Genomic DNA, 17,573 nt, shown 5'->3' on the forward strand with positions numbered 1-17,573 from the left:
GATGCTTATCAGTCGAGCGTCCGCTCGATGCGTTCCACCTGGAAGCACTCGATGACGTCGCCGACCTTGAGGTCGTCGTAGTTCGCGAAGCTCATGCCGCACTCCTGGCCGGCCGGAACCTCGTTCACGTCGTCCTTGAAGCGCTTGAGCTGCGACAGCGTGCCCTCGTGGATGACGACGTTGTCGCGGAGCAGGCGGACGGAAGCGCCGCGCTTCACCTGACCCTCGGTCACGCGGCAACCGGCGACCTTGCCGACCTTCGACACGTTGAAGACCTCGAGGATCTCGGCGTTGCCGAGGAAGGTCTCGCGCAGCTCGGGGTCGAGCATGCCCGAGAGCGTGCCTTTGATGTCGTCGATCAGGTCGTAGATCACCGAGTAGTAGCGGATCTCCGTGCCCGAGCGTTCGCCTTCCTGCCGCGCCTGGGCGTTCGCCCGGACGTTGAAGCCGATGACGGGGGCGCCCGACGCATGGGCGAGTACCACGTCCGATTCCGAGATCGCACCGACGCCCGTATGGAGGACGCGGACCCGGACCTCGTCGGTCGAGAGCTTCTGCAGCGAGCCGACGATCGCTTCGACCGATCCCTGGACGTCGCCCTTGATGACGACGGGCAGGTCCTTGATCTCTGCGTCGGCGAGCTGCGCCATCATCTGCTCGAGGCTGGTCCCGGCGCTCTGCGCGTTCTGCTTCTCGCGCTTCACGCGGGCCCGGTACTCGGCGACCTCGCGGGCGCGCGCCTCGCTCTCGACGACGACGAACTGGTCGCCCGGCTCCGGCACGCCGCCGAGGCCGAGGATCTCGACCGGCTGGCTCGGCAGCGCTTCCTTCATCGGCTTGCCGTTCTCGTCGGAGAGAGCGCGGACCTTGCCCCATTCGGAGCCGGCGACGACGATGTCGCCGCGCTTCAAGGTGCCGGCCTGGACGAGGAAGGTGGCGACCGTACCGCGGCCCTTGTCGAGCTTGGCTTCGACCACCGAACCGTAGGCTTCGCGGTCGGCGTTCGCCGTCAGCTCGAGGAACTCGGCTTGCAGCGCGATCGCGTCGAGGAGGCCGTCGAGGTTGGTCTTCTTGAGCGCGGAGACCTCGACGTCCTGGATGTCCCCGCCCATCGATTCGACCTGCACTTCGTAGCGCAGGAGGTCGGTCTTGACCTTGTTCGGGTCGGCGCCCGGCACGTCGATCTTGTTGACGGCGACGATCATGGGCACGCCGGCGGCGCGCGCGTGACTGATCGCTTCTTCCGTCTGCGGCATGACGCTGTCGTCGGCCGCGACGACCACGACGACGATGTCCGTCACGTTCGCGCCGCGCGCCCGCATGGCCGTGAAGGCCGCGTGGCCCGGCGTGTCGAGGAAAGTGATCTTGTCGCCCGACGGCGCCTCGATCTGATAGGCGCCGATGTGCTGCGTGATGCCGCCAGCCTCGCCCGAGACGACGTTCGCCTTGCGGATCGCGTCGAGCAGCGAGGTCTTGCCGTGGTCGACGTGGCCCATGATGGTCACGACGGGCGGGCGCGGCTTGAGCGCCGCGTCGGCCCGGTCGGGCGCGATCAGGCCCTCTTCGACGTCGGCTTCGGAGACGCGCTTCACCGAGTGGCCCATGTCCTCGACGATGAGCTGCGCGGTGTCCGCGTCGAGCGTGTTGTTGGCGGTCACCATGTGACCTTGCTTCATCAGCTCCTTGATGAGGTCCGTCTGGCGCATCGCCATCCGGCTCGCGAGGTCCGCGACGGTGATGATGTCGGGGATGACGACCTCGCGGACCTGGGGCTGGTTGGAGCCGCCGCGCTTGGCCCGTGCCGCCTTCTCGCGTTCGCGCGCCCGGCGGACCGAGGCCAGGCTGCGCTGGCGGTCGTCGTCCTGCAGGGCGTTGGCGATGGTCAGCTTGCCGGTCCGGCGCTTGGGCGCCTCCTTCTTGGAGGTGTCCTGTCCGCCGAAGCCGCGCTTCTGCTTGATCCGGCCGCCGAGCGCGGAGAGCGGATCGTCCGAGTCCGCCTCGACGGAGGGCGAGTCCTTGCCGCGGCCCTTCGGCGCCGTGCCGGCAGGCGCGGTCTGCTTGGCTTCCTGGCGGCGCTTGCGCTCAGCCTCCTCGGCGTCGAGCGCCTTGCGGGCCTCTTCCTCGGCCTTCTTACGGGCCTCGGCCTCGACGGCGCGCTTCTTCTCTTCGGCTTCGGCGGCCTTGCGGGCCTCCTCGAGACGCGCGCGCTCCTCGGCTTCGCGCTTCTCGCGCTCCTCGCGCTCTTTCGCCTCGCGGGCAGCCTTCTCGGCCTGAATCTTCTTCGCCTGCGCGAGCGCCATCTGACGGCGCTTCGCCTCCTCGTCGGAGAGGCGGCGCACGACCTTGCCCTGCGGCTTGGGCGGCACGGTGCCGGCACGGCCCGCCGAGGCGGCCGGAGACGGCTTGGGCGTCTCGCGCTTCTCGACCGGCTTGCTGACTTTGGTCTGCGTGGGCGCGCCGTTGCCGCCGCTCCCGCCGCCCGGGTTCACCACACGGCGCTTCTTGACCACCTCGACGGTCTTGGTCCGGCCGTGGCTGAAGCTCTGCTTGACCGACCCCGTCTCGGTCGATCCGCGCAGGCTCAACGGCTTCCGGCCTCCGGAGCGGCCCTCTTGTCGTTGATCTTGCGGTCTTTCTTGCGTCTCGTCGCTCATACGTCTCCGTCAGGACCGCCGAGCGATCCGGATGTCTCAACCCAACAAGGCCGGTGGGCCGCCTGGCCGTCTCTCATGGCGCCCCGTCAAGCCGGGTCGCCGTGCGCGCCTTACCCTCTGGCGTTGGGCCCCGAAGTCGGGGAAGCGCCCCGATAGACGGGAAAGCCGCGCTCGTCCACCGTCCCGCGCGTGAAGCTTGCGTGATGCTCAACTTTCCACGTGGAACGCGGTCCAAAGCCGCACGGCCTTCAAAGCCGACGACGCCGGACCACCGCGCGCGAGCCCGAGATGGACCGCGCCCAGTTCGCCGATCGCGCCGCTCAGCACGTCGCTCTCGACCGGAAGGACGATGTGGGGGACCTGCCCCGCCGCCGCAAGACGCCCCTTCACCTTCGAGACGCCGTCGGGCGACGCGTCGAGCGGCGTCAGGTAGGCGGAGAGCTTGGAGGCGCGCTCTCTGACCGCTTCGAAGCCGACATGGAGGACCCCCGCCCGGCGGGCGAGGCCGAGCGCGCGCAACGCCTGGTCCCGCAGGAGGCTCTCGACCTGGTCGGCGAAGGCGTCCGGTTCGGCCGGAACCTCCGTGGGCGCTTTGAAGGCCCGGGAGAAGGCCTTCTTTCTCGCCGCGCCGACGAGACGGGCGCGCGAGGCGCCGATCCACGCGCCCCGGCCCGGCAAGCTGCCCCTGAGGTCGGGAACGACCGCCCCGCCGGGCCCCCGCACGAAGCGCAGAGCGAGGGCGCCGGGCGGCAGCGCCTCGCCGGTCGCGATGCAGCGCCGGTCGTTATGGCGGGTCTTGTCGATCGAAGCCTCCAAGCGGTTGGAGGGGCAGCTACGCCCCAGAGGCGGTTCTCGCCAAGTGCGTTCTGAGCGACGCCGCGCACGCGTCTCTTCCGCCCCGCAACGTCCGCCTACTGTTCTTCGGCGCGCCGCCAGGTCCTGGCAGCGGTCGATCGTTCGAATTCTATACTTTGAAATACAGAGGAATTAACCAGGATACTTAAGCACAGGGAAACGCCTCTCTCTTATAACGCCCCCCGTAAACTACAGACCTTCGGGGACAGGACACACCATGAAGAAGATTTACCTGCCGGCTCTTGCCGCGATCGCCACGCTCTCTGCGACCGCTTATGCGGGCGACGTGACCGTCTCGGTTCACTCGGGCGACCTCGCCTCGGAACGAGGCGTGGCGGAGACTTACGCCAAGATCGAACGGACCGCCGAAGCCGCCTGCGGCACGAAGCGCCGCACGTCCTTGCGGCAACACGCCGCCGCGGAGCGCTGCCGCGAGGAGCTCGTCGAGGAGATCGTGTCGGGCTTCGACCATCCGGTCCTGACCGCATGGCACGCCGGCGCGGAACGGCCGAGGCTGGCCCTCGCGGACTGACGACCCGCCCTACGCCGCCGACCCACAAACGAGAAGAGGCCGCGCCCGGCACGAGCCGAGCGCGGCCTCTTCTTTTCGCCCCCGGGTCTTCAGGCTTCGGCCGGCTCTTCTTCGACATCCCAGCCGACGCGCGCGCGCGCTTCGGCGATCATCGCCTCGGCCGTCTCGGGACGCACGCGGTACTTCTCGAGCATGCCTTCGTAGTGCTTCTTCTCGCCCTCGACCCGCTCGGTCCAGCCGGTCAGGTCGTCGGTGACGCAGCCCGCGAGGTCCTCGACGGTCTTCACGCCTTCCTCGGCGAGCGCGACCACCATCTTGAGATCGAGCCCCTCGATCGTGAGGAGGTCGTCCTCGACGCCCATCTCGCGCCGCTTCGCGTCGAGCGCCTGACGCTCGTTCTCGAGCCACTCCTGCGCGCGCGCCTGCAGCTCCTGCGCGGTCTCGTCGTCGAAGCCCTCGATCATCGCGATCTCGTCGAGGTCGACATAGGCGATCTCCTCGACCCGCGCGAAGCCCTCCGCGACGAGCAGGTTCGCGATCATCTCGTCGACGTCGAGCACCTCCATGAAGAGGGCGGAGCGCTCGGCGTACTCCTTCTGGCGCTTCTTCGCTTCTTCCTCTTCGGTCATGAGGTCGATCTCGTAGCCGGAGAGCTGCGAGGCGAGGCGCACGTTCTGGCCTCTGCGCCCGATGGCGAGCGACAGCTGATCCTCGGCGACCACGACCTCGACCCGCTCCATCTCCTCGTCGAGGACGACCTTGGCGACCTCGGCGGGGGCGAGGGCGTTGACGATGAAGGTCGCGGTGTCCTCCGACCACGGCACGATGTCGATCCGCTCGCCGGCGATCTCCGAGACCACCGCCTGAACGCGGGACCCCCTCATACCGACGCAGGCGCCGACCGGGTCGATCGAGCTGTCGTTCGAGTAGACGCCGATCTTGGCGCGGGAGCCCGGATCGCGCGCGACCGCCTTGATCTCGATCACGCCGTCATAGACCTCGGGCACCTCCTGCTCGAACAGGCGCGCCACGAACTGCGGATGCGTGCGCGAGAGGAAGATCTGCGGCCCGCGCGGCTCGCGGCGGACATCCGCGACGTAGGCCCGAACGCGGTCGCCCTGGCGCAGCGGCTCACGCGGGATCTGCTGGTCGCGGCGGATGACCGCCTCGGCCCGGCCCAGGTCGACGATGACGTGGCCGTACTCGATCCGCTTGATGAGGCCGGAGATGATCTCGCCCTGGCGGTCCTTGAACTCCTCGTACTGGTTCTCGCGTTCGGCGTCGCGGACCTTCTGGGTGATGGTCTGCTTGGCCGCGAGCGCCGCCACCCGGCCGAAGTCGACGGGCGGCAGGGGGTCGGAGAGGAAGTCGCCGAGCTCGGCTTCGGGGTTCTGCCGCTGTGCGTCGACGAGGGCGATCTCGGCCGAGTCGTTCTCGACCGTCTCGACGACCTCCATCAGGCGCCAAAGCCGCGTCTCGCCGGTCTGCGGATCGATCTCGGCGCGGACGTTCGTCTCGGCGCCGTAGCGCGAGCGGGCCGCGCGAGAGAGCGCGTCCTCCATCGCCTCGATCACGATCATCCGGTCGATCGACTTCTCGCGCGCGACCGCGTCGGCGATCTGCATCAGCTCGATCTTGTTGGCTGTCACGGCCATGGGGTCAGTCCTTCCACTTGGTCTGGGCGGGCGGCGCCGCGGCGCTGCCCTTCATCTCGGCGAGCGTCGTCTTCTCGGCGCACCAGCGGCGCCACTCGGCCTGTCGGGGGGTCGTCTGAACGGCGTCTGTCCCCCGCTGATCGTTCGAGCAGAGACACCGCCGTGCCTCCTCGTCGAAGACGCCGCCATCGTCGGTGCAGCGGTCGCGCAGATTCGTCGCGGCGAGGAGGATCATGCTGACCATCGTGAAGGTCACGATGCCAAGGATCGACAGCACGGCGGCGACGCCGCGCGTCAGCCGGTGCCGGCGGGGAGCGGACGCCGCGTCACGCATCGTCGTTCGCGGGCGCGCCTTCGGGCGCCCGGCCCGCCGCCTTCGCCCGGCGCAGGCTCTCGGTGACGAGTTCGTCTGTCAGAACGAGCTTCCCGCTCGCGATCAGGCCGTAAGGAATGACCGCCGTCTCTTCCTCGCCCTCGATGTCGAAGAGGACGTCGCCGTCCTCGACGCCGGCGAGCGTGCCCTTGAAGCGCTTCTGGTTCTCGACCGCCTGGGTCAGCTCGATCTTGGCGGCGAAGCCTTCCCAGCGCTCGTAGTCCTTGAGCCGGGTGAGCGGCCGGTCGATGCCGGGCGAGGAGACGACCAGCGTGTAGTTCCCCTCGATCGGGTCGGTCTCGTCGAGCACGGGCGAGAGCGCGCGGGAGAGCTGCGCGCAGTCCTCGGCCGTCATCGTGCCGTCGGGCCGCTCGGCCATGATCTCCAGCGTCTTGTCCTTGGACCCTGTCACGCGCAGGCGCACGAGTTCGAAGCCCGCCGCCTCGCAAGTTGGCTCGACGATCTCTTCCAAGCGCTCTGTCTGCGGTGTGCTCACGGCGAAGGTCGGGCCCTTAACGAAGAAGGCGGCCCCGGGGGGCCGCCTTCGATGATGCTCGAAATGCTGCCGATGATCTAGGCAGCGCAGCGCCACTTGTCACCCCCCTTGCATGCTGCGATGCCGCAGCGCGAGCGGAAGGCAGGCATCGATGAGCAGCGTCGGCGTCATCATCGTGAACTACGGAACGGCGGACCTCGTCCTCGCCGGCCTGGGCGCGACGCGCCGCGAGGCGGCCGCCCATAACGGCTCGCACGTCTACATCGTCGACAATGCCTCGCCCGGCGGCGACGCCGACAAGCTCGAGGCCGCGACCGCCGGGATGGCGGACGTCACCGTCGTCGCGGCGCCCAGGAATGGCGGCTTCGCCTATGGGAACAACCGGGCGCTCGAAGCCGCCGAGGGACGTGGCCACGACGCCTACTTCATGCTGAATCCGGACGCCTATCCGCGCGAAGGCGCGCTCGGGCGCCTCGTCGAGACGATGGAGGCGCACCCCGACGCCGGGATCGTCGGCGCGCGGGTCGAGAACGAGGACGGCAGCCCGCGCTCCTACGCCTTCGAGTTTCCCTCCGCCCTCGGCGAGCTCGCCTCGACCTCGGCCCTGGGCGCCGTCCAGCGCCTGACCGGCAAGGTCGCGAAGCCGCAGGCGGTGGACGGGCCCGCGCCCTGCGACTGGGTCACGGGCGCGGCCTTCCTCATCAGGCGCGAGGCGATCGAGGCGGCGGGAGAGATGGACGAGGGCTTCTTCTTGTACTTCGAGGAGGTCGACTGGAACCTCGCCGTGCGCCGCGCCGGGTTCAGCGTGCTGACCGAGCCGCGCGCGCGGGTCGTGCACTACGCGGGCGCCGCGACCGGTCTTCAAGGCGGCAAGGCCGTCGGAAAGCCGCTGCCGACCTACTGGTATGAGAGCTGGCGGCGCTACTTCGTCAAGAACCACGGCCCCGCCTACGCGGCCGGCGCGGCGCTTTGCTACCTCGCGGGGACCGTACTCGTCACGGTCAAGGACACGATCGCCGGACAGCCGCGGCGCGGCGGCGCCCGCCTCGGGACCTTCGCGCGCATCTGCCTGCTCGGCGCCCTTCGGGGCCGCGCATGAGCCGGAACGAGGCCCAGGCCGCCCTCACCCCGAACGAAGCGCTCGGCCGTCCGGTGGTGGGCGTCGTCGCGGCGAACGGCCCCGAATACGTCCGTACGCTGCTCGGCCTCTTCCGCGACGGGAAGGTCGCGGTGCCGCTGCGCGCCGCGGACGACGCCGAGCGGCTGAGCGCCACGGGGGCGGAAGACGTCGCCGCACCCGCGCCGGGCGGCGGCTGGATCGAGGAACGCTACGCCGGGACCGGCGAGGACGGCCCCGCCCTCGTCAGCTTCACCTCCGGAACCGAGGGCGAGCCCAAGGCGATCGTCCTCTCCCACGCCGCGCTCGAGGACGTCGTCGCGCGCCTGACCGAGGCGATGGGCGCGACCGAGGCCCTTCGCGAGTATGTCGGCGTTCCCGTCACGCACTCCTTCGGCTTCGGCCGCTGCCGCCTCGCCGCGGCCGTCGGCGGCAAGGCCTTCGTCCCCGAGGGCGGCTTCGACCCTTACGAACTCGCGGCGATGATCGAGGCGGGCGAGGTCAACGCCGTCTCCGCCGTGCCGAGCCTCTGGCGCCTCGTCCTCGCGCGCCCGGACCTCTTCCGTACGGGAAGCCGGAACGTCCGCTGGATCGAGATCGGCAGCCAGTACATGGCCGCCGACGAGAAGCGCGCCTTGAAGGCGCTCTTCCCCAGCGCCGCGATCTTGCAGCACTACGGACTGACCGAGGCCTCGCGCAGCACCTTCCTTAGGATCGATCAGGCACCGGACGACCGCCTCGAGAGCGTCGGGCGCGCCGTCGGCGGCGTCGAGGCGCGGATCGGCGAGGGCGGCAGGATCGAGATCAAAGGCCCCCACCTCGCGAGCGGTCGCCTGACCCCGGCGGGCATCGTTCCGATCACGCAAGGGGACGGCTGGCTTCGCACCAGCGATCTCGGGCGGATCGAGGACGGTTACGTCTACTACGAAGGCCGCGCGGACGACCTCATCAACTGCGGCGGCAAGAAGCTGTCGCCGGACCGCATCGAGCGGGAGGTCGCCCGGCGTCTCGGCGTTGCGGGCGGCTTCGCCCTCGCCCGGCTGCCCGACGCGCGCTACGGCGAGCGGGCGCTGCTCGCCATCGAGGACGGCGCAGACCTCGACGAGGAGACGCTGCGCGCCGGCATGGCGGAGAGCCTGTCCGCGGAGGGCGTCGACGCCCGTTCGGTACTGACGGTCACGCGGCTGGCCGCCCTGCCCCGCACGGCGACCGGCAAGGTGCAGCGCCGGCTCGTTGCGCAAGCCTACCTCGAAGACGAGGCGGCGGCTTCGGCGCCGGTCGCCGCGGACCTGCCGCTCGAAGATCGCCTCGCTTCGCTCTTGGGCGAGGCGCGCCTCGACCCTTCGCGCTCCCTGCGCGCCTACGAGGCGGACTCGATCACCAGCCTCGAAGCCGCCATGCTGCTCGAGGGGGAGGGCGGGCGGCTGCCCGCGGGTTGGCTCGACCTGCCGCTCTCCACGCTCCTAGCACGGACAGACGATGGGGGAGCCGAACAGCGTCCCGTCTTCGAGAAGAACGAGGGGCGCACGAACGGCAACCCGAAGGACATCGGCCTCCTCGCCCTCATCCGCGAGGACTTCCGTACGCATGAGAGCGACCTCCTCTCGCACGGCTTCTGGGCGCTGTTCTGGCACCGCTTCGCCAACTGGCGCATGGGGGTGCGCTTCAAGCCCGCCCGTATGGTCCTGACCCTGATCTACCGCTTCTCCGTCCACCTCGTGCGCGGCTGGAGCGGGATCAAGCTCGACTACACGGTTCGGGTGGGCCGCCGCGTCAAGCTCGAGCACTTCGGCGGCATGATCCTCGGCGCGCAGTCGATCGGGAACGACGTCACCATCCGTCAGAACACGACCTTCGGCGTCGGTCGGCTCTCGGCGCTCGACGAGAAGCCGATCATCGAGGACGGCGTGAACATCGCGACCGGCGCCGTGATCGCGGGCGGCGTCGTGGTCGGGCGCCACTGCGTCATCGGACCGAACGCGGTCGTCACGGCGGACGTGCCGCCTTACTCCATCGTTCAGGCGGCGCCGGTGGTGGTGACCGCGTCCGCGCCGCGTACGAAGCGCAAGTAGGCGGGCGCGCGGCCCTCCCTCAGCGCCTTGGCCTCGTAACGGGTCTGCGGCCAGTCTTCGGGCCGGACGAGCCAGTCGTCCTGACGCCGGGCGGTCCACCGCAAAGGTCCGCCTTCGGTCCGGGCGCGCTGCGCCTGCATCAGAGCCCAACGGACGTAGTCCGGGATGTCGGAGGCGACGCGAAGCTCGCCGCCCGGACGAAGAAGCCGCGCCGCCTCGGCCAGAAGGTCCTGGTTCACGATGCGCCGCTTGTGGTGCTTACGCTTGGGCCAGGGGTCGGGGTGAAGGACGTAGAGCGTGTCGACGCAGCCGTCCGGCATCGCGGCCAGCAGGGGGCGGGCGTCGCCGTGGCAGATGCGGACGTTGCGAAGGCTCTCCTCCTCGATCTTCGTAAGGAGCTTCGCCACGCCGTTGACGAAGGGCTCGGCGCCGATCGCCAGCGCGTCCGGTCGCCGCGCTGCCTGGTAGGCCAAGTGCTCGCCGCCGCCGAAGCCGACCTCCAGAAGCACGGGGCCCTCATGGCTACGGACGATCTGCGCCACCGTCTCGGGGCCGACCGAGACGCGCGGCAGCAAGTCTGACATCAGCCGCTGTTGGCGCGGCTTCAGCGGCTTGTCCTGACGCCGTCCGAAGAGGCGAAGGCGGTCCTCGGTCAGAACGCCCTCTTGAGCTCGTCCGCGAGGTCGGTCTTCTCCCAGGAGAAGCCGCCATCCGCCTCGGGTTTGCGGCCGAAGTGCCCGTAGGTGGCGGTGCGTTCGTAGATCGGACGGTTGAGGCCGAGATGCATGCGGATGCCGCGCGGGGTCAGGTCCATCACCTCGCGCAGGGTCTTCGCGACCGCGTCCTCGTCCGCCTCGCCCGTCCCGGCGAAGTCGACGTAGACGGACAGCGGATGGGCGATGCCGATCGCGTAGGAGAGCTGGATCAGGCAGCGCTTCGCGAGGCCCGCCGCGACGACGTTCTTGGCGAGGTAGCGCGCGGCGTAGGCGGCCGAGCGGTCGACCTTGGTCGGGTCCTTGCCGGAGAAGGCGCCCCCGCCATGAGGCGCCGCGCCGCCATAGGTGTCGACGATGATCTTGCGGCCCGTCAGCCCCGTGTCGCCGTCGGGCCCGCCGATCACGAACTTGCCCGTGGGGTTCACGTAGAAGTCGTCCTCCTCGCACATCCAGCCTTCGGGCAGGACCTCGAGGACGTAAGGACGCACGATCTCGCGCATCTGCGCCTGGGAGAAGCCGTCCTTGTGCTGGGTCGAGACGACGACCGAGTCCGCGCGCACGGGCCGTCCGTCCTCGTAGCGCAGAGTGACCTGGCTCTTCGCGTCGGGCTCGAGTTCGTGCTGCTGGCCTTCGTGCCGCGCCTTGGCGAGCGCCCCGACGATGGCGTGAGAGAAGGCGATCGGCGCCGGCATCAGGCTCTCGGTCTCGTCGGTCGCGAAGCCGAACATGATGCCCTGGTCGCCCGCGCCTTCGGGCTTGCCCTCGCCCTCGTCGACGCCCTGCGCGATCTCGACCGACTGTCCGTGGACGAGCACGTCGACGTCAGCCGTGCGCCAGGAGAAGCCCTCCTGGTCGTAGCCGATGTCGCGGATCACGCGCCGGGCGGCTTCGACCATCTCGTCGGGGTTCACCGCGGCGGCGCAGCGCGTCTCGCCGGCGAGCACGACCTTGTTCGTCGTCACCAGCGTCTCGACGGCGACCCGGGCCTCGGGGTCGCGGGCGAGGTGCAGGTCCACGATCGCGTCGGAGATCCGGTCGGCGACCTTGTCGGGGTGGCCTTCGGAGACGGATTCCGAGGTGAAGTCGTAGATGGTTGCGGGCATGGCGGAGCCTCGTCGAGGGATATAAACGGCGCGTTATATCGTTCCGATTCGAGAGGGCAAGCGTGCGGCGACTCCGCTTCGCGCCAAGCTGCTGCTAAACGCCACTATCGAAGGGGCGCGGCCGGGCGAATGAAGCGTTTGAAGTTCGAGACCATCGGATCGATCAGCGCGATCGTCGTCGGCCTTGCCGCCGTCGCGGTCAGCTGGGATCAGGCGCGAACGACGCGGCGCCAACAGGAGGCGGCCGTGTTGCCGCTTCTCAAGATCCAGACCCGTTTCCTCACCGAAGCGGACGGGCGGAGCTTCAGGATCGACATCGCCAACATCGGCACGGGACCGGCCTTCATCGAGGGAGCGGCGATCGCGTGGGAGGGCGAGCCTCTTACGAACTTCGACGAGCTCGGCGCCGCGACGGCCGCGCTGCGCGGTGAGGAAGGCAGCCTTTGGACAGCGCCCTTGCAGGGCAACCTCCTGGGGAGCGGGGAGCGGTACACGCTGTTCGAAGCGCGCTGGCCCCCGGGCGACGACGCGGCCACCGCCACGGCGGACGCCATGTGGCAGTCCTTGAAGGTCGAGGCCTGTTACTGTTCCGTCTACGAGCGGTGCTGGCGGACCGGGATGAATAGGTTCAGCCGTCCGGAGCCTGCGCGCTGCGAGAGCGGCGAGGAGTAGGCGGCTCAGTCGTCTCCGCCGTCATCCTCGCCGAGCGTCTTGACGAGGTCGAGGACGCGCCGGCGCACCTGGTAGTCCTTGATCTTCGCGAAAGCCCGGCAGAGCTGCATCCCTTCCGGGGTCGAAAGGACCGCGAGGAAGTCCGACTTGTCATCGCCATGGTCCGGATGCGTCTCGGCGAAGCCGATCATCGTCTCGGGCCCGTCGCCATAGTCGTCATAGAAGAACTGCACGGGGACATCGAGGATGCGCCCGATCTCCCACAGGCGGGCGGCCCCGATGCGGTTGATGCCCTTCTCGTACTTCTGGACCTGCTGAAAGGTCAGGCCGAGTTCTTCGCCCAAGCGATCCTGGCTGAGGCCTTGCATCATCCGCCTGAGGCGCACGCGGCTGCCGACATGGATGTCCATGGGGTGCGGGGCCCGTTTGTTCTCCGTGTTCTTCTCAGGCTTGGCGGCCATGAGGCTCCCTCCCGTTCCGTGGGATAAGGGGATGCAGCGTTCAACCGCGCCGCGCAAGTCCCGAAGCCCAAGGCGCGACCGCAACCAATGCGAGCAGGATCGACAGAACGGCACCCCCGAGCCGATCGTATATGGTACGAGGTTTCGCAGGCGGCAGAGCGGCCTCGATGACGCCGGCCTCGTACAAAGGAAGGGCTTCGAGCAGGCGTCCTTGCGCGTCGATGACCGCCGAGATGCCCGTGTTCGCAGCCCTGACGACGGGCAGCCCGCTCTCGATCGCCCGCATACGCGCAATGGCGAGGTGCTGCTTCGGCCCCGCCCCGTCGCCGAACCAGGCGTCGTTGGTGACGACGACGAGCCAGTGGGGGCGGTCCCCCTCGGGGTAGAGCTGGCGCGGGAAGACGTCCTCGTAACAGATCAGCGGCGCGAAGGGTGCTGGGCCGGCCTCGACCACGGCGGGGCCCGGCCCAGCGGTGAAGCCGCCGCCGCCGACCGGCGACATGGCCGCGAGGCCCGTCGCCTCGAAGAGCCCTTCGAGGGGCAGGTACTCGCCGAAGGGCACGAGGTGGTGCTTGGCGTAGGTCGCGGCGAGGCGTTTTCCTTCATCGCCGGTCGGGCCGTAGACCTCGACCGCGTTGAAGAAGTCGAAGCCCGCTTCGGTCTCCTCGGCGCGGATCGTGCCGGTGATCAGCACCGCCTCGTCCGGAAGGCGCCGCGCGAGGCCTGCCTCGACCTCCGGCTGCTCGGAGAGGAAGGGGAAGGTGTTCTCGGGCCAGACGACGTAGGCGGGCCCTTCGACGTCCGCGGCTGCCGCCGCCGTCATCTCGAGCGTGCGGCGCAGGTTGATCGCTTGCTTGTCGGGGTCGAGCTTGTCGCGCTGGGGCACGTTGGGCTGCACGACGAGGAGCGTCGCTTCCGGCGTCGGCGGCGTTCCAGCCGCCAAGAGCCCGACGGCGCCGTAGAGCCACAGCGCGCCGAGCCCGCCGGCAAGGGCGATCCAGGGCCAGCGCCGCGTCAATCCGAGGGCGGGAAGCGTCGCGAGGACGACGAGGACGAGGCTCAACCCATAAGGCCCTGCCCAGGCCGCGTTCTGCGCCAATGGCAGCCAAGCCGTCGCGGACTGGCTGACGAGGTTCCAGGGGAAGCCCGTGAAGAGGTGCCCGCGCAGGAACTCGCAAAGCGCCCAAACGCCGGCGAAGGCGAGGACGCGGCCGATCCCCGAACGGCCCCACGGACCGCGCCAGGCGAAGACGGCGAGGACGCCGGCGAGCCCGGCATAAAGCGCGAGGAACGCCATCAGGCCCGGCACCAGGACCGGGATCATCCAGGCGAACTGATCGGCCTGAACGAGGAAGGCGAAGCCGATCCAGTAGAGGCCGAGCAGGTTGGCGCCGAAGCCGAACAAGAAGGTGGCGACGAAGGCCGACCGCAAGGGTCTGCCGTGCCGGACGCTGCCCTCGACGAGGAGGAAGAGGCCCGCGAACGCGAAGAGGGCGGGCAGGATGCCGAAAGGCGCTTGGGCGAGTGCTGCGACCAGGCCCAGTCCGAGGGCGCAGAGCCACCGGCGCCAGCCCGACAGCGCCCGCATTCCTTCCGCCATGCCCGCCATCGCCTCTTGCCCATCGCCCTGTCTACGCAGCGCTGATGCCACGTCGCCCGCGAGAGGTCACCTCGCCATCTTGTCAGGTTCTCTTGACAGGGGCGGGTGTCAGGTCTACGTGACAGCCCTATTGGAGGTCCCTATGATCCGTAGCTTCTCGTCGCCCGACGCGACTTTCCTCAAGGCGCCCGCCCGGCGCTACCTCGCCCGCCTGAGCGGCGTGATGGCGCTCTACTTCGCGGCCCTCTTCGCGATAAACCTGATCCCCTCCGAGGACTGGCCCGTGCTCTTCCGGGGCCTCTTCGTGCTGACCCCCGCCCTCGCCGCCGTCCTGATCGTGCCGGTGGTCCTGGACCTCGTCAGGTCGCGCGACGAGGTGCAGCAGCGCATCTTCACCGAGGCCTGCCTCGTATCCTTGATGATCGTCGGCCTCGGCAGCTTCGCCTACGCCTTCTTGGTGGACGCCTTCGGCTGGCCGCAACCGTCCTTGTACTGGGTTTGGCCGGCCTTGATCGGCGTGACGGGCGCCGCCCAGTGCGTCATCAAGCTTCGCTACCGCTGATGCGGAACGCCCTGCCCGAGCTGCGGGCCGAGCGCGGCTGGAGTCAAGGCGCGCTCGGCGAGAGGGTCGGGGTGTCCCGCCAGGCGATCAACGCGATCGAGCGCGGCAAGCACGACCCTTCGATCCTCCTCGCCTTCAAACTCGCCCGCGCCTTCCGCCTGCCGGTCGAGGCGGTCTTCGACCCCGAACTGCCAGAACCCGAACGATTAGAACCCGAACCGTCAGAGGCCGACTGACGGCTCAGATGTCGGTCGCCTGGGCAGGATCGGGACGCGCCGCCTCCTTCGGACGAGGCTTCCGGGTGCGGATGATGATCCGCCGGATCCGGCGCGGATCGGCGTCGGCGACCTCGAGCTCCACGCCTTCGGGGTGTGAGAGCACCTCGCCCCGAAGAGGAATGCGCCCCGCGAGCGAGAAGACGAGGCCGCCAAGCGTGTCGGCCTCGTGGTCCTCGAGCGTCAGGTCGAGCCCGGTCTTCTCCGCGATGTCGCCGAGTTCCAGGCGCGCATCGGCGTCCCAGCGGCCGCCCGTCACCTGGCTCAAAGAGAGCTCTTCCGGCTCGTCGTGCTCGTCGCGGATGTCGCCGACGATCTCCTCGATCAGGTCCTCGATCGTCACGAGGCCGTCCGTGCCGCCGAACTCGTCGATCACCAGCGCCATGTGCACGCGCTGCGCCTGCATGCGCAGGAGGAGGTCCGTGATCGGCATGGAGGGGGGCACGTACAGAACCCGGCGGGTCAGGCCCGCGAGGATCGGCCGGTCCGGCGCCGGGCGGCCTTCGGCCTCGCCGCGCTCGGGATCGGCGAGCAGACCGACGAGGTCCTTGATGTGGACCATGCCGACCGGGTCGTCGAGGTCGCCCCGGTAGACGGGCAGGCGCGAGTGGCCCGCCTCGGCGAAGGTCGTCAGGAGGCTCGGCAGGTCGGCATCCGCCGCCACGCCGACGATGTCGGCGCGGGGAATCGCGACGTCGTCGACGCGCTTGGTGTCGAAGGCGACGATCCGCTCGATCATCTGACGCTCTGCGTCGGTCAGCGAGGTGCCGGAGCCTTCTTGCAACATGCCGCCGAGGCCGGCCTCGCGGGCCGGCCTGCGCCAGAAGAGGAGCTTGCCTAGAGGGCCGCGCTCGGCCTCTTGGCCGGCCGGCGCGGCGTTCGTCTGTCGGGGGGGGCCGTCTTGGGCCGACGCTTGGTCGGCCTGAAGGGACGGCGCGGCGCCGTCGGGCATTCGTCTCTCTCCTGCCCGTCAGTCGGCGGGCGGCTGGTCGTAAGGGGCGTGAAGGCCCAGGGCCGCCATGGCCCGCGCTTCGAGCGCTTCCATGGCGAGGGCCTCCTCCCCGTCCCGGTGATCATACCCCAGAAGGTGAAGAAGGCCATGAACGAGAAGGTGGGCCGTGTGATCGAGCGGCGCGACGCCGCGTTCGGCGGCCTCGCGGGCGCACGTCTCCCAAGCCAGGGCGAGGTCGCCGAGGGGCTGCGCGTCGTCGGGCAGGCCCGGGACAGGCTCGGCGGGAAAGCTCAGAACGTTGGTCGGCCGGTCCTTGCCGCGCCAGTCGCGGTTGAGCTTGCGGACGGCCTCGTCGTCCGTGAAGAGGACGGAGACCTCGCCGTCCAGCGCCTCTTCGAGGTCGAGCCCGCGAAGGGCTGCGGCGCACCGTTCGGGCAGCGCATCCGCGCCGTCCGGCCAATCGCCTTCGATCTCGGTCTCGAAACGGATCACTTCTTGGCTTGCTCCTGCGCCTTCTCCATCCGCGCGCGCTCGCGCGCATCATAGGCGCGGACGATCTCGCCGACGAGACGGTGACGAACGACGTCCTCGCCAGAGAAGCGGGTGACGGCCACGCCCTGAATGCCGGGCACGAGCGACAGCGCGTCCTGCAGGCCCGACTGGCGGGCGTCGGGAAGGTCGGTCTGGGAGGGATCGCCCGTGATCACCATGCGGCTGCCCTCGCCGAGGCGGGTCAGGAACATCTTCATCTGGCCGATCGTGGCGTTCTGCGCCTCGTCGAGGATGACGACCGCGCGGGAGAGCGTCCGACCCCGCATGAAGGCGAGGGGCGCGATCTCGATCTCACCGGCCGCGATCCGCCGGTCGACATGATCGGTGTGCATGACGTCGTAGAGCGCGTCGTAGAGCGGCCGGAGGTAGGGATCGACCTTCTCCTTCATGTCGCCCGGCAGGAAGCCGATGCGCTCGCCCGCCTCGACGGCGGGCCGCGACAGGATCAGGCGTTCGACCTCGCCGCGCAGGAAGGCCGCGGCGGCGTTGGCGACCGCGAGGTAGGTCTTGCCGGTGCCCGCGGGGCCGACGCCGAAGACGAGTTCGTTCTGCGACAGCTTGCGCATGTAGTCGGCCTGCGCCGCGGACCGGGGCGCGATGGTCCGGCGCGGCAGGACGAGGCTCGGCGCGGAGGCGGCCCCGTTCGTCGCCTCGCCGCCGGCACTGAGGCGCAGGGCGCCCTCGACGTCGGCCGCGGCGATCGGCTCGCCCTTCTCGAGGCGGGCGTAGAGCGACCGCAGCGCCTCGCGCGCCTGGTAGCGCGCGCCTTCGGCGCCGCGCAGCGTCACCTCGTTTCCGCGCGCGTCGAGACGTACGCCGAGCGCGTTCTCGATCAAAAGGAGGTTCGCATCGTGCGGGCCCGCGAGGGCCGACATCAGGGCGTTGTCGTCGAAGACGAGGGTCTCGGTGCTGCTCATTCAGCCCTC

At 69.7% G+C, this 17,573-nt stretch carries 18 protein-coding genes; 6 read left to right on the forward strand and 12 right to left on the reverse strand.

The window, feature by feature from the left end:
* Window positions 1-8: 8 nt before the first annotated feature.
* Both infB and GGQ59_RS02455 read right to left on the reverse strand, forming a co-directional pair.
* On the reverse strand, window positions 9-2,654 hold the full coding sequence (infB, locus tag GGQ59_RS02450; protein ID WP_183815492.1) for a translation initiation factor IF-2: 2,646 nt from the start codon (window positions 2,652-2,654) through the stop codon (window positions 9-11).
* A gap of 207 nt (window positions 2,655-2,861) precedes the next feature.
* Window positions 2,862-3,470: a DUF448 domain-containing protein gene (locus GGQ59_RS02455; protein WP_183815494.1), complete on the reverse strand. Its 609-nt coding sequence runs from the start codon at window positions 3,468-3,470 to the stop codon at window positions 2,862-2,864.
* 256 nt (window positions 3,471-3,726) lie between these two features.
* Between GGQ59_RS02455 and GGQ59_RS02460 the strand changes: the two genes are divergently transcribed.
* On the forward strand, window positions 3,727-4,041 hold the full coding sequence (locus tag GGQ59_RS02460) for a UrcA family protein (RefSeq protein WP_183815496.1): 315 nt from the start codon (window positions 3,727-3,729) through the stop codon (window positions 4,039-4,041).
* A gap of 89 nt (window positions 4,042-4,130) precedes the next feature.
* Here GGQ59_RS02460 and nusA read toward each other — a convergent pair whose 3' ends face one another.
* From nusA to rimP, 3 genes are read right to left on the reverse strand one after another with little or no spacing between them, the layout of a single operon-like run.
* On the reverse strand, window positions 4,131-5,696 hold the full coding sequence (gene nusA / locus GGQ59_RS02465) for a transcription termination factor NusA (RefSeq protein WP_183815498.1): 1,566 nt from the start codon (window positions 5,694-5,696) through the stop codon (window positions 4,131-4,133).
* A gap of 4 nt (window positions 5,697-5,700) precedes the next feature.
* Window positions 5,701-6,030, reverse strand: coding sequence for a hypothetical protein (locus tag GGQ59_RS02470; RefSeq protein WP_183815499.1), 330 nt, complete (start codon window positions 6,028-6,030; stop codon window positions 5,701-5,703).
* Complete coding sequence (rimP, locus tag GGQ59_RS02475; protein ID WP_183815500.1) at window positions 6,023-6,565, reverse strand: ribosome maturation factor RimP; 543 nt, start codon at window positions 6,563-6,565, stop codon at window positions 6,023-6,025. The genes GGQ59_RS02470 and rimP overlap by 8 nt, the downstream gene beginning before the upstream one ends.
* A gap of 151 nt (window positions 6,566-6,716) precedes the next feature.
* On the opposite strand from rimP, the gene GGQ59_RS02480 reads away from it, so the two are divergent.
* Together GGQ59_RS02480 and GGQ59_RS02485 are read left to right on the forward strand one after the other, a co-directional pair.
* Window positions 6,717-7,664, forward strand: a complete 948-nt coding sequence (locus GGQ59_RS02480; RefSeq protein ID WP_183815501.1) for a glycosyltransferase family 2 protein — start codon at window positions 6,717-6,719, stop codon at window positions 7,662-7,664.
* Window positions 7,661-9,754 (forward strand): AMP-binding protein, encoded by a 2,094-nt coding sequence (locus tag GGQ59_RS02485; protein ID WP_183815502.1) that lies wholly within the window; start codon window positions 7,661-7,663, stop codon window positions 9,752-9,754. Before GGQ59_RS02480 ends, GGQ59_RS02485 begins: the two co-directional genes overlap by 4 nt.
* On the opposite strand, the gene trmB is transcribed toward GGQ59_RS02485, so the two are convergent.
* On the reverse strand, window positions 9,700-10,338 hold the full coding sequence (trmB, locus tag GGQ59_RS02490; protein WP_221400840.1) for a tRNA (guanine(46)-N(7))-methyltransferase TrmB: 639 nt from the start codon (window positions 10,336-10,338) through the stop codon (window positions 9,700-9,702). The genes GGQ59_RS02485 and trmB overlap by 55 nt on opposite strands.
* Before the next feature lie 68 nt (window positions 10,339-10,406).
* On the reverse strand, window positions 10,407-11,573 hold the full coding sequence (gene metK, locus GGQ59_RS02495; RefSeq protein WP_183815503.1) for a methionine adenosyltransferase: 1,167 nt from the start codon (window positions 11,571-11,573) through the stop codon (window positions 10,407-10,409).
* A gap of 129 nt (window positions 11,574-11,702) precedes the next feature.
* On the opposite strand from metK, the gene GGQ59_RS02500 reads away from it, so the two are divergent.
* Window positions 11,703-12,245, forward strand: coding sequence for a hypothetical protein (locus tag GGQ59_RS02500; protein ID WP_183815505.1), 543 nt, complete (start codon window positions 11,703-11,705; stop codon window positions 12,243-12,245).
* Window positions 12,246-12,250: 5 nt separating this feature from the next.
* On the opposite strand, the gene GGQ59_RS02505 is transcribed toward GGQ59_RS02500, so the two are convergent.
* The gene (locus tag GGQ59_RS02505) at window positions 12,251-12,706 is read right to left on the reverse strand and encodes a helix-turn-helix domain-containing protein (RefSeq protein WP_183815507.1); all 456 of its coding nucleotides are present in this window, start codon (window positions 12,704-12,706) and stop codon (window positions 12,251-12,253) included.
* A 40-nt stretch (window positions 12,707-12,746) separates the two neighbouring features.
* The gene (gene lnt / locus GGQ59_RS02510; RefSeq protein WP_183815509.1) at window positions 12,747-14,306 is read right to left on the reverse strand and encodes an apolipoprotein N-acyltransferase; all 1,560 of its coding nucleotides are present in this window, start codon (window positions 14,304-14,306) and stop codon (window positions 12,747-12,749) included.
* Window positions 14,307-14,448: 142 nt separating this feature from the next.
* Here lnt and GGQ59_RS02515 point away from each other — a divergent pair, with 142 nt between their 5' ends.
* Complete coding sequence (locus GGQ59_RS02515; protein ID WP_183815511.1) at window positions 14,449-14,868, forward strand: hypothetical protein; 420 nt, start codon at window positions 14,449-14,451, stop codon at window positions 14,866-14,868.
* Window positions 14,868-15,104 carry a helix-turn-helix transcriptional regulator gene (locus GGQ59_RS02520; protein WP_183815513.1) on the forward strand — a complete coding sequence of 79 codons (237 nt, stop codon included), beginning with the start codon at window positions 14,868-14,870 and terminating at the stop codon, window positions 15,102-15,104. The genes GGQ59_RS02515 and GGQ59_RS02520 overlap by 1 nt, the downstream gene beginning before the upstream one ends.
* Before the next feature lie 4 nt (window positions 15,105-15,108).
* On the opposite strand, the gene GGQ59_RS02525 is transcribed toward GGQ59_RS02520, so the two are convergent.
* Genes GGQ59_RS02525 through GGQ59_RS02535 form a run of 3 tightly spaced genes read right to left on the reverse strand, consistent with a single transcriptional unit; the run spans window position 15,109 to window position 17,564 of the window.
* Window positions 15,109-16,095, reverse strand: coding sequence for a hemolysin family protein (locus GGQ59_RS02525; protein WP_183815515.1), 987 nt, complete (start codon window positions 16,093-16,095; stop codon window positions 15,109-15,111).
* 18 nt (window positions 16,096-16,113) lie between these two features.
* Window positions 16,114-16,584 carry an rRNA maturation RNase YbeY gene (gene ybeY / locus GGQ59_RS02530; protein WP_425511347.1) on the reverse strand — a complete coding sequence of 157 codons (471 nt, stop codon included), beginning with the start codon at window positions 16,582-16,584 and terminating at the stop codon, window positions 16,114-16,116.
* Window positions 16,584-17,564, reverse strand: coding sequence for a PhoH family protein (locus tag GGQ59_RS02535; protein ID WP_183815526.1), 981 nt, complete (start codon window positions 17,562-17,564; stop codon window positions 16,584-16,586). Before GGQ59_RS02535 ends, ybeY begins: the two co-directional genes overlap by 1 nt.
* Window positions 17,565-17,573: the final 9 nt, after the last annotated feature.

It is taken from the genome of Parvularcula dongshanensis (genome assembly GCF_014199615.1).
Lineage (GTDB): Bacteria > Pseudomonadota > Alphaproteobacteria > Caulobacterales > Parvularculaceae > Parvularcula > Parvularcula dongshanensis.